The organism is Bacillus sp. A01H (assembly GCF_045277205.1).
Lineage (GTDB): Bacteria > Bacillota > Bacilli > Bacillales > Bacillaceae_G > Bacillus_A > Bacillus_A paranthracis.
In genome coordinates this window covers 5,130,662-5,143,345 of record NZ_CP117702.1, presented here as the reverse complement: position 1 = coordinate 5,143,345, position 12,684 = coordinate 5,130,662, and the positions used below count along the sequence as shown (strand labels likewise).

General features: G+C 36.2%; 7 protein-coding genes, 1 pseudogene and 1 other annotated feature (1 of these 9 running past the window's edge). Of the genes and pseudogenes, 5 read left to right on the top strand and 3 right to left on the bottom strand.

Annotated elements, in window-relative coordinates; genetic code table 11:
• Window positions 1-60: a binding site (T-box leader), on the top strand (it extends 156 nt beyond the left edge of the window).
• A gap of 51 nt (window positions 61-111) precedes the next feature.
• Window positions 112-1,371: a tyrosine--tRNA ligase gene (gene tyrS / locus PSR14_RS27440; RefSeq protein WP_001021076.1), complete on the top strand. Its 1,260-nt coding sequence runs from the start codon at window positions 112-114 to the stop codon at window positions 1,369-1,371.
• 461 nt (window positions 1,372-1,832) lie between these two features.
• On the opposite strand, the gene PSR14_RS27435 is transcribed toward tyrS, so the two are convergent.
• The 3 genes from PSR14_RS27435 to PSR14_RS27425 form a co-directional block, all read right to left on the bottom strand.
• Complete coding sequence (locus PSR14_RS27435; RefSeq protein ID WP_000043204.1) at window positions 1,833-3,011, bottom strand: NAD(P)/FAD-dependent oxidoreductase; 1,179 nt, start codon at window positions 3,009-3,011, stop codon at window positions 1,833-1,835.
• A gap of 44 nt (window positions 3,012-3,055) precedes the next feature.
• A complete protein-coding gene (locus tag PSR14_RS27430) occupies window positions 3,056-3,496 on the bottom strand; it encodes a DUF1641 domain-containing protein (RefSeq protein ID WP_001115309.1) in 441 nt (146 codons plus the stop codon).
• A 435-nt stretch (window positions 3,497-3,931) separates the two neighbouring features.
• Window positions 3,932-4,276, bottom strand: coding sequence for a helix-turn-helix domain-containing protein (locus tag PSR14_RS27425; protein ID WP_000816344.1), 345 nt, complete (start codon window positions 4,274-4,276; stop codon window positions 3,932-3,934).
• A gap of 373 nt (window positions 4,277-4,649) precedes the next feature.
• Between PSR14_RS27425 and PSR14_RS27420 the strand changes: the two genes are divergently transcribed.
• The 4 genes and pseudogenes from PSR14_RS27420 (at window position 4,650) to PSR14_RS27405 (ending at window position 12,664) form a co-directional block, all read left to right on the top strand.
• The gene (locus PSR14_RS27420; RefSeq protein ID WP_162837239.1) at window positions 4,650-5,813 is read left to right on the top strand and encodes an MFS transporter; all 1,164 of its coding nucleotides are present in this window, start codon (window positions 4,650-4,652) and stop codon (window positions 5,811-5,813) included.
• Window positions 5,814-5,829: 16 nt separating this feature from the next.
• Window positions 5,830-6,669, top strand: coding sequence for an aldo/keto reductase (locus PSR14_RS27415; protein ID WP_000793541.1), 840 nt, complete (start codon window positions 5,830-5,832; stop codon window positions 6,667-6,669).
• A 107-nt stretch (window positions 6,670-6,776) separates the two neighbouring features.
• Window positions 6,777-7,697, top strand: coding sequence for a thioester domain-containing protein (locus PSR14_RS27410; protein ID WP_098487428.1), 921 nt, complete (start codon window positions 6,777-6,779; stop codon window positions 7,695-7,697).
• Between the two features lie 564 nt (window positions 7,698-8,261).
• A pseudogene (locus PSR14_RS27405) lies at window positions 8,262-12,664 on the top strand (putative mucin/carbohydrate-binding domain-containing protein).
• Window positions 12,665-12,684: the final 20 nt, after the last annotated feature.

Genomic DNA, 12,684 nt, shown 5'->3' with positions numbered 1-12,684 from the left:
ATGAGTAGCTATGCTATTTATACAAACTGGGTGGTAACACGGTGAATCATCGTCCCTATGTCATAGACATAGGGATTTTTTGTTTTTAAAAAATAAAGGGGATGACAAAAGATGAACATTATTGATGAATTAGAATGGCGCGGTGCCATTAATCAACAGACTGACGAAGAAGGTTTACGTAAGCTAGTAGAAGAGAAAAAGATTTCGCTATACTGCGGAGTTGATCCGACTGGTGATAGTATGCATATCGGACATTTGATTCCGTTTATGATGATGAAAAGATTCCAGTTAGCTGGCCATCATCCAGTTATTTTAATTGGCGGAGCAACAGGAACAATTGGTGATCCGAGTGGGCGTCAATCAGAGCGCCAACTTCAAACGTTAGAAGTAGTTCAACATAATGTGGATGCGTTAACAGCGCAAATGAAAAAGCTATTTGATTTTGGCGGAAATAGCGAAGTGAAGATGGTAAATAACTACGACTGGACACATGAAATAAATATTATTGAGTTTTTACGTGATTACGGGAAAAACTTTAGCATTAATAGCATGTTAGCAAAGGACATCGTAGCAAGTCGTTTAGATACAGGAATTTCTTTCACAGAATTTACGTACCAAATCTTACAAGCGATGGACTTCCATCATTTATACACGAAAGAGGATGTTCAACTGCAAATTGGCGGTAGTGACCAATGGGGAAATATTACGAGTGGCTTAGATTTAATTCGTAAGTTAGAAGGGCACGAAGCAAAAGTATTTGGATTGACGATTCCGTTATTATTGAAATCAGATGGTACGAAGTTTGGTAAATCAGCAGGTGGTGCAGTTTGGCTTGATCCTGAAAAAACAACACCATTTGAGTTTTACCAGTTCTGGGTGAATACAGATGATCGTGATGTCGTTAAATACTTGAAATACTTTACATTCTTAACGAAAGAGCGCATCGATGAATTGGCAGTGAAGGTAGAAACAGAGCCTCATAAACGTGAAGCGCAAAAAGTATTAGCGGAAGAAATGACGAAATTCGTTCATGGAGAGGAAGCATTGCTACAAGCTGTGAAAATTACAGCAGCGTTATTTAGCGGAGATATTAAATCGTTAACAGCTGATGAAATTGAGCAAGGCTTTAAAGAAATGCCAACATTCCAGTCTTCAAAAGAGACGAAAAACATCGTAGAATGGCTAGTTGATTTAGGAATTGAACCATCTAGACGACAAGCGCGTGAAGATATTAATAACGGAGCTATTTCTATGAATGGCGAAAAAGTAACGGATGTAGGTACGGATGTTACGGTAGAGAATTCATTTGATGGACGATTTATTATTATTCGTAAAGGGAAGAAGAACTACAGCCTTGTGAAGTTAGGATAATGAAGAAGGTTTAAAAGTTATATCGGCGATTTTTTGAATATATCGACCGTAACTCGAAACATATCGGCGATTTTCAAAATATATCAGCGCAAATCCGAATATATCAGCGATTTCCCCGATATATCGATTTACTGACAAAAAGCGACAATAAGAGCTGTTCCGAACGGGACAGCTTTCATTATAAAAAGTCAGTATATTTAGATAAATTTAAAGGGTATATAATTTTTTTGCCGAATAAATAAGTTAGAGAAAATTACGGATAAAGTGAAACTTTAATCAGTGGGGGTTTTCCTCATCCCCACTGATTATCAGCCCTCACCAATCGGACTTTAATGGGCAGCCCGCCCCCCACCTAACTGCTTTGCTTTCGCTGAATTTTGAGGTGGGGGGTCTTACTGCCCATTAAAGTGGGATAAAAATAGCCCGAACCATGCAGGGCATGATTCGGGCTTATATTCAGATTAGTAAGCTAAGCTGAATAGACCTTTAATGTGTGATAAGTAACGAACGTTACTTGCTTCTTTCATTAATGATGCTGGTAAGCCTTTAAGTGGAGTATTGCTTGCTCCGATTGTAGCAACCGCATCTTTACGTCCTAGACTAGCAAGTGTTCCAGAGTTTACAGGTGCGAACTCTTCGAATGCTTTGCCTTCTAGTGCTGCGTATAAGTTGTATCCAATTAACTCACCCATTTGCCAAGCGATTTGTGCAGTTGGTGGGTATGGACGTCCGTCTGGAGCGAAGACAACAGCGCTGTCTCCAGCAACGAATACGTTTTTGTGAGAAGTAGATTGTAGGTATGCATCAACTGTTGCACGACCACGGTTTACTTCAAGACCTGATTCACCGATTAGTGGGTTACCTTGAACGCCGCCCGTCCAAACGAATGTGTTAGCAACAAGTTTTTGACCGTCTTTTAAGTCGATTTCATTGCCAGCAACGTTTGTTACAGGAAGACCAGTTAAGAATGTAACGCCGCGTGCTTCTAGGCTAGTAGTTGCACGTTCGATTAAGTGGTCTGGTAATACTGGAAGGATTTTTGGACCTGCTTCAACAAGAAGAAGTTTAACTTCTTTTGGATTTACGCCGTGGCTTTTTGCAAGTTTAGGCATAATGTCAGCAAGCTCACCAACTAGCTCAACGCCAGTTAATCCGCCACCACCGATTACGATTGTAGCATCAGCTTCGTTTTTCGTTTTCGCGTATTCACGAATACGATCTTCAACGTGTTTGTAGATTTTGTTTGCATCAGCAGCAGATTTTAATACCATGCTGTTTTCTTCTAGTCCTGGAATACCGAAGTAAGCAGTTTTACTTCCTAAAGCAACTACAAGTGCATCGTAAGATAAAGTAGTGCCGCCAGCTAGTTTAATTTCTTTGCTATCAACTGAGAATGACTCAACTGTTGCGATTTTTAGATCGATGTCTTTACCTTTGAAAAGCTTTGTAAGTGGCATTGCAACTGCTTGCTCAGACACGTTACCAGCTGCAAGGCGGTGTAGTTCAGTGATGATTTGGTGTGTTGGGTATTGGTTAATCACTGTAACTTGTGCTTCTGATTTGCTGTAATATTTACGTACGTTTAAAGCGGCAAGAAGACCGCCATAACCAGCGCCTAAGATGACAATTTGTTTTGACATAGTATGATATCCCCCGTCTTTACTAATTGTTGTTATAAGTTAACTTATTTATTGTTACGTTCTGCACTAATTTGAAGATATGCGTTCACAAAGCGGAACATTTTTTGTGCTTGTGGATCTTTTAGTAATTTTAAAAGACCGAATAGGCCGATAACTTCGTTGCTTTCGTCAGCACGATCTTTCGCTTCGATTGCAGTAGCAGCCATGCTTTTCACTGTATCTTTTACAGGTTCTACAAGCTCTGTGATTGCACCAACAGTGTCGCTTTTTAATACTTCATCAGTAGCAACAGTTTGAGCGAAGTCATAAGACTTAGTTAAAATGTTAACAAGCTCAGTTAGCTTTGGAAGCTGTTCTACTAGTGTTGTTAATGATTCTTGTACCTCAGGTTTTAACAACTGATCAAGTACATCAAGTTGTCCTTGGCTAGCAGAAATTTGTACAGTTTCTTGTTCTGGCTTTGTTTGAGTCATAGTTTCTGGCATCTCCAATTCTCCTTTACGATAGCAATACTCTTATTTTTGATAAGTAAGATAGTAAACGGTTACGAAACTTTATACAAAGTTTCACAAAACACAATAAAATGCCTTTAAATTTATGACAGCAAGTAAGCTGCAAACATAAATCTAAAACCATAACGTCTTACTTATTATTTATGAACTGTCCGATATATGGCTTGTCCGCATAATGGAAAAGCTCCGTTACCGGAAAGTGTATATAATATATATCCTATATTATATACTATATACACCTATGTTAACATAAAAATGATTCCTAATTATTTCATATCGAGCGTATAACGTAGTACTGACAAGGTATGAAAGCGTATAAAATATTTTGTTTCAGTTAGAAATGTACATATATAATAAGAAAAAAAGGAAAAAATGAACAAATTCATGTTCGTTTTTTCCTTTTTCCTATTATTCACCTTCCGCAATTAGCATCGATGTCTTACCTTCTTTTTCAAGATGGCATTCGCCCCAAGAACAAAGAGAATCAAGAATGGATTCTAAAGACCAACCGTAATCAGTAAGAGAATATTCTACTTTTGGCGGGACTTGGTTGTATACTTTTCTTTGAATAACGCCGTCGTCTTCTAATTCACGTAATTGTTGTGTTAACATTTTTTGTGTAATACCAGGCATTGAGCGTTTTAATTCACTCGTTCTCTTTGTACCTTTCGTTAAGTGACAAAGGATAACAACTTTCCATTTGCCGCCGATAACTTCTAAAGTTGCCTCTACAGGAATATTGTATTGCTTCATATGAAACCCTCCCATTGTGAGTAAAATAAGTTAAATCATACAAATGTTACTTTTTAGTACCTATAGCACTTTAAAGTACGTACTTTTTATCATGTTAAATATGTTTCATAATAGCACATGTAAGAGGCAAATGAGTAGTACGGTACTCAAAAGTGACTATGTTACTTTTTGGTGCCTATCGTACTTTAAAGTGCGTTCTTCAAAAAAAGAATGAAACCATTCATAATAGCATTTGTAGAGATTAAATATTTTTTTTAGAAGATAAAAGGGCCTTTTTATCGCACTATTATGATTGGATTTCTTGTAATAAGGAGGAATTCAATTGAGTTCATATACAGTACCATCTTCGGAAGTTCAGACGAATCGAAGAAGTATGTTTGCTTTATTAGCACTAGCAATTAGTGCGTTCGGGATTGGTACGACCGAGTTTATTAGTGTCGGTTTATTACCATCTATTTCAAAAGATTTAAATGTTTCTGTTACAACAGCTGGTTTAACTGTTTCCCTATATGCATTAGGTGCGGCAGTAGGAGCTCCTGTTTTAACAGCGCTAACGGCTAGTATGTCGAGAAAGACATTATTAATGTGGATTATGGTTATTTTCATTATTGGTAATGGGATCGCGGCAGTAGCAACAAGTTTCCCTATATTAATTATCGCAAGGGTTGTATCTGCGTTTGCACATGGTGTGTTTATGTCGATAGGATCTACAATTGCGGCCGCAATCGTCCCAGAGAATAAACGTGCTAGCGCCATTGCGATTATGTTTACTGGATTAACAGTTGCGACTATTACAGGTGTACCAATTGGAACGTTTATCGGTCAACAATTTGGCTGGAGAGCGTCATTTATGGCGATTGTCGTAATTGGAATTATTGCTTTTATCGCAAACAGTATACTCGTCCCATCTAATTTAAAAAATGGTGTACCTGTATCGTTTCGTGATCAATTCAAACTAATTAAAAATGGAAGACTGTTACTTGTTTTCATTATTACTGCACTTGGATACGGCGGTACGTTCGTAACATTTACGTATTTATCACCACTATTACAAGAAGTAACAGGGTTTGAAGCAAGTACCGTTACCATCATTTTATTAGTGTATGGCATTGCAATTGCGATAGGGAATATGGTTGGCGGAAAATTATCGAATCATAATCCGATCCGAGCGCTATTTTACATGTTCTTAATTCAAGCGATTATACTATTTGTTTTAACATTTACAGCGCCATTTAAAGTAGCTGGATTAATCACAATTATTTTCATGGGACTATTCGCATTTATGAATGTTCCGGGGCTACAAGTATATGTAGTTATATTGGCAGAGCGCTTTGTTCCGAGTGCGGTTGATGTTGCTTCAGCAATTAATATTGCCGCATTTAACGGAGGAATCGCTTTAGGTTCTTATATAGGTGGCCTTGTAACGAATTCGTTAGGATTAATCCATACTGCTTGGGTAGGCGGTCTTATGGTAGTAGCCGCTGTGATTTTAACAGCGTGGAGCATGACATTAGAAAAAAGAGATCAAGTAAAATAAAAGGAGAGAAAATAAAATGAAAAACTTACAAAGTAAAGCAGTATTAAATAACGGTGTAGAAATGCCTTGGTTCGGTTTAGGTGTATTTAAAGTAGAAGAAGGACCAGAACTTGTAGAAGCTGTAAAATCAGCGATTAAAGCAGGATACCGCAGCATCGATACAGCTGCAATTTACGGAAATGAAAAAGCTGTAGGTGAAGGAATCCGTGCAGGTATCGAAGCAACTGGTATTTCAAGAGAAGATTTATTCATCACTTCAAAAGTGTGGAACGCAGACCAAGGATATGAAACAACAATCGCTGCATACGAAGAGAGCCTAAAAAAATTAGGACTAGATTATTTAGATTTATATCTTGTTCACTGGCCTTCAGAAGGAAAATATAAAGATACGTGGAGAGCGTTAGAAACACTTTATAAAGAAAAGCGCGTACGTGCAATTGGTGTAAGTAACTTCCAAATCCATCACTTACAAGATGTAATGAAAGATGCAGAAATTAAACCAATGATTAACCAAGTAGAATACCACCCTCGTTTAACACAAAAAGAACTACAAGCTTTCTGTAAAGAACAAGGTATTCAAATGGAAGCATGGTCACCATTAATGCAAGGTCAATTATTAGATAACGAAACATTACAAGAGATTGCTGAGAAACACGGCAAAACAACAGCGCAAGTGATTTTACGTTGGGATCTTCAAAATGGAGTAATTACAATTCCAAAATCAACGAAAGAACACCGTATCATTGCAAATGCTGATGTATTTAACTTTGAATTAACGAAAGAAGATATGGAAAAAATCGATGCGTTAAACCAAAATCACCGCGTTGGTCCAGATCCTGATAACTTCGATTTCTAAGATTAGGGTAAGAAAGAAGAGTGCGTAAAAGCACTCTTTTTTTTGCATAAAAATAGTTTCTAAATAAATACTACTTAGTATCAAGTTTGTTATAAGGGGCTGTAAACATGAATATAAAGCAATCGTTCAAACTTTTAGCTATGTTTTTAAGTGTTTTATTTGTGTTATTCCCGCTTCAAAAAGCATTCGCAGAAGTCATGGACCATACAAAGTATCAAATGGATTGGAGTTACAGTAAGTCTAAGAAGAAACCAATCCGAACAGAGCTTATTAAAACGGCAGATGGCAAAATTGCTTTTTGCTTAAATGTAGATTTAAAATCTCCAAGCGGTCAAGATTTACCGGAAATGGGGAAAGTGGATATTAACGTATACCGTGTATTATTAAATGGATATCCACAAAAGAGCCCGCAAGAATTAGGTGTTTCTGATTGGAGAGAAGCTCATTATGCAACGCAGCTTGCAGTATGGAATGCGTTAAAACAAATCGATATTAATGATTTAGATTTCCGCAATAAAAATGTAGAAAAGGTAACGAAAGATATCGTTGCAAAAGCAAGTGCTAGTGAAGAGTTACAAGAAATTACAATGAGTGTAACTCCTACAGAAGAACAAGAAGCAGTATTGAAAAATGATTTCTTTGAAACAGGCTTATATACAGTAGAAACAAATGCAAAAAGTGGAACGTATAAAGTGCAAGCAACAGGTGCACCAGCGGGAGCGAAATTTGTAAATGAAAAAGGCGAAGCAAAAACGGAATTGAATGTAGGAGAAAAGTTCCGCATTTTAGTTCCGAAACAAACACCAGCTGGTGGATTTAGCTTTAAAGTAATCGGGAAATTAACGAAGCTACAAGGCATTGCGCATAAAGGTACACCAACAATTCAAAATGCAGTTGTATTACTTGAGCGCAGTGAAGAAGAAACAAGTCCGGAGTTATCAGTAAGTTGGAAAAAAGGAAATGGTCATGATAATAATAAACCACATACTCCAAACGAACCGCATAAACCAAATCAATATAAAAGGTAAGATAAAAAAGCATTGGTTAACACCAATGCTTTTTATCTATGAAACATGAAATTATATTAAGATAATTATTAACCAAATAAAACATTGTTTTTATGTTGTGAAAGATATTCAAATATAATAAAATCCGAACGTTAAGATTAACTGATTAAATTCACAAAATTGTAACATTATTCTAATTGAAAAGGCTATCAAACAAAGTAGAAAGCATGTACAATTCAGTTGGAAAAACCACCTATAGATGGTCATATATGAAGAAAATGTAAGATTCTATTGCTATTTTTATTTTTAGATGTATAGATGACAATACTATAATGATATCTTTTGCTATTCTCTTTTTATGTACGAATAGAACTCATCACAAATAGAGAGAAGTGAGGAGGACATATTACATAAAAATTTTACAAAGTAAGAAAGCGAATACATGGAGGGAAATGCGGTAGTAATAGATACAGGTGCGCGAGGTATTCGTCTATTTATTACATGTTTTTATAAAAATAATAGGATTTTTCATTAAATAAATATATAGGATGGTTTTTCTAAATAAAGGAACAGGGGACACAGATTATGTCGAAGAAGAAAAAGAGTAGGGTATTAGTAGCTGGTATTTGTTTAGCTACGTTGTTAACGCCATATGGACTTGAATTACCTAAGGTGTATGCAGAGATGGCAGTTGAAGACAAGGAGAAACAGCAAGAAGAGCGAGTGTACCAATTGCTGCCAAAAGGTGATGTAGAAGGGATGCGTGAGTTGCATCAGCGGGGAATGAGTTTTTCTCCTTATGAACCAACGGGCATTTATGTAAAGCCAGATGAAGAAGTAGTTATTCAAGTAGAAGGGACTCAACAGATTAAAGCTTATATTGGTACATATTCTTATGAAAAGGAAGAACCTAAACAATTCAATTTACATCCTGGTGAGAATAAAATTTCTTCTTCAAATGGGGGACTATTATACTTTTACAATTATCACAACACAGGAGAAGTAGTCGCTAAAGTGAAAAAAGGTGGTACACCAAATCCTTTATTTATTTTAGGAAAGCATACGACAAAAGATTGGAAGCGTATGTTGGCAGAAAACCCTGATCCATATGCAATAGAAATGAAGGGAGAAAATAGTTTATTAACTATGCATCCTGAAACTGTGGCGGAACATTTGAAGCAAGAAGATCCAGCTGCGCTATTAAAGAAGCACGATGAAATAATTAATATAGAACATAAGATATCAGGTTTATCAAAAGATGGTGCGGGTGTTGCGAATCAAGGTAAACATTCCATTCATTTTGTTGAAGACTGGTATACAGACGATTATATGTATGCGACTTATTATCGAACAGCTTATAGTAAAGGCAATTTAGGGTCAGTACTAAATCTAGAAGAGTTAACTAATGATGGATGGGGGCCTTGGCATGAAGTTGGACATCAACATCAACAAGAAACTTGGTTATGGGATGGACTTGGAGAAGTAACCGTTAATATTTATTCTTTGGCAGTTCAAACTACATTCGGGCATAAAACAAGGTTAGAGCAAGAGGGGCGCTATGAAGCTGCATTTGCTTATTTAGGTAAACCGGATGCACAAGAAAAGATGAATGAATTTGAGAAATTAGTTATGTTTTGGCAGTTGCATTTAGCCTATGGGGATCAATTCTATCCGAATTTACATCAAATGTATCGTTTGTTACATGATACGGAACGGCCTAAATCGGATGAAGAGAAAAAGCAGATGTTTATTTATATGACGTCAAAAGTGGCAGGACAAAATTTAATTCCTTTCTTTGATAAATGGGGATTAAGTGCAAATGATGCTACAAGAGAAAAAATTGCAAAATTAAATTTACCAAAATTAGAAAAAGAAATTTGGTTATCTACAGATAGTAATCCAATTCGTGAAAAACAAATTGAGTTATACGAAGCTCCATATGGCGAGCCAAATAATGAAAAAATACAAAATATAGTAATCGGTACTACATATGATGAGGAAAAAGCAAAGGAACTTGTACAGAATTTAGGAGAAGGTGTAAAGACAACAGGTGTGATTATGCAAGATAAGCCTGAAGTTGGAGAAAAAACTGTAAAAGTAGAAATTGTAGATGGAAAAGGAAATAAGAATTTCATTCCAGTTGTAGTGAATGTTGGATATGGGGATAGCCTACTTGTATATGGATTGAACTATACCTGGGGGGGAGACTTGAAGTCAACCGTAACTCTACATCATGGTACGAAAACATTTAGTGCAACAGATACAAAAAATTTAATTCACGATTACTTTAAAGATGAAAAGTATTTTGAGTTCACGCTGTACGATAAAGAAGGAAGAGAGAAGAAAAATGTAGCGGTAAAAGGCTTGGAGAATACAGAAGCTTTTGCCAAGGAATTAAATGGGCTAGCATTTGAATATGGTGATGTGGTGAAAGTATATCATGCAGAGTCTTCACGTTTACATTGGTATCAAAAAGGTTTATATGTGGGAGAAGGGAAAAACAAAGAAATAAAAGAATTATTCTTCAAAATTACTGAAAATGGATTTGAAAGAGTAAAATCATTGCAAGAAGTAACAGCAAAGCCACAAACAGTAGTAGTCGGAACAGAAGTAGAAAAGCTAGAAGCGAAAAACTTTGTTGAAGTGAAAGACGGAGAGGTAATTGGCTTTGTAGAAAAACCAACTACAACGAAAATCGGAAAACAAACAGCAAAAGTAGAAACGAAAGATCGTTTTGGAAATAAGCAAGTAACAGAAGTTCCAGTAGAAGTGGTTTATGGAGATAGTATTGCATATGCAGGATATGGCGATGATATTGCTTCAATCGTAACTTTAAAGCACGAAGAGAAGAGATTCCATGCAACTGATATGGATAGCGAAATTCATAAGTATTTTAATAAAGAGCTATACATGGGGATTACGTTATATGATGGAGAAGGAAAAGAGAAAAAACATGTAACAGCAGAAGGGCAAGAAACTTCAAAGAACTTTGCGAAGCAAGTGAATGGTATGCAGTTCGAGTATGGAGATGTAGTGAAAGTATTCCACGCAGAACCGAATCGCTTGAAATGGTATCAAAATAATAACCTTACTGGTCAAGGTGAGAAAAAAGGGGCAAAAGAACTATTCTTCAAAGTGACAGAAAAAGGCTTTGAGAGAATGGATATGTTGCAAGAAGTAAAGGCGTTGCCACAAAAAGTAGTAATCGGAACAAACAGTGAAACATTAGACGCAAAAAACTTTGTTCAAGTGAAAGACGGAGAAGTAATTGGATTTGTAGAAAAACCAAATACAACAAAAATCGGTGAACAAAAAGTAAAAGTAGAAACGAAAGATCGTTTTGGAAATAAGAAAGTGACAGAAGTACCATTGAAGTGACGTATGGAGATAGTATCGCATATGTGGGATATAACAATGACATTGCTTCAATCGTAACTTTAAAGCATGATGATAAGAAATTCCATGCGACTGATATGGATAGTCAAATCCATAAATATTTTAATAAAGAGCTATACATGGGAATGACGTTATACGATGGAGAAGGAAAAGAGAAAAAACATGTAACAGCAGAAGGGCAAGAAACTTCAAAGGACTTTGCGAAGCAAGTGAATGGTATGCAGTTCGAGTATGGAGATGTAGTGAAAGTATTTCATGCGGAACCAGATCGTTTGAAATGGTATCAAAATAACAATCTTATTGGTCAAGGTGAGAAACAAGGAACGAAAGAACTATTCTTCAAAGTGACAGAAAAAGGTTTTGAGAGAATGGACATGCTACAAGAAGTAACAGCAAAGCCACAAACAGTAGTAGTCGGAACAGAAATTGAAAAGCTAGATGCGAAAAACTTTGTTGAAGTAAAAGGCGGAGAAGTAGTTGGATTTGCGGAGAAACCAAATACAACAAAAATCGGTAAACAAACAGTAAAAGTAGAAACGAAAGATCGTTTCGGAAATAAGCAAATAACAGAAGTGCCAGTAGAAGTGATTTACGGAGATAGCATTATGTTCTTCGGTACATGGCACGACGGAACGAATATTAAATCGATTGTTACATTAAATCATGAAGAAAAGAAATTCAGTACAACAGATTCAGAAGGTCCAATGCATACTTCATTTAAAGATGAAAAGTATATGGCGATGGCTGTATATGATAAAGATGGGCAAGAGAAAAAAGAAGTAACAGTAAAAGCATCTGAAAATACAAAAGAATTTGCAGCGCAATTCAATGGTATGGCTTTTGAATATGGTGATATAGTAAAAATTTATCAAAAAGAATTTGATCGTTTTAAAGTGTATAAAAAGAATGAATTCATTGATGCGAAGTATGGTGTTAACGAAGTGTTCTTTAAAGTGACAGCGCACGGTTTTGAACAAATGGGAGCGCAGCAAGAAGTAAAAGCGTTGCCACAAAAAGTGGTAATCGGAACAAACAGTGAAACATTAGATGCGAAGAAGTTTGTTGAAGTAAAAGGTGGAGAAGTAGTCGGTTTTGTAGGGATGCTAGATACATCGAAGATTAGTAAACAAACAGCGAAAGTAGAAACGAAAGATCGCTTTGGAAATAAGAAAGTGACAGAAGTTCCTGTAGAAGTTACATATGGAGATAGTATAGTATATCAAGGTGTGTCCAATGTAACGCGTTCGATTGTTACATTAAACCATGATGAAAAGAAATTACATGCAACATTTACAAATGATACGATCCATTACCGTTTTGTAAATGAACAGTATATAGGTCTTACAATTTATGATGGAAATGGAAAAGAGAAAAAACATGTAACAGCAGAAGGACAAGAAACTTCAAAGAATTTTGCTGAGCAAGTAAACGGTACGCCATTCCAGTATGGGGATACGATAAAAGTGTATCATGCAGAATCTGATCGTTTAAGTTGGTATAAAACTGGTGAGTTACTTGGAAAAGGAGATGCGAAGAAATTTAAAGAGATTTCCTTCAAGATTACTCCAAATGGTTTAGAACAAGTACAATAATAAAAAGCTCGTAAAACACT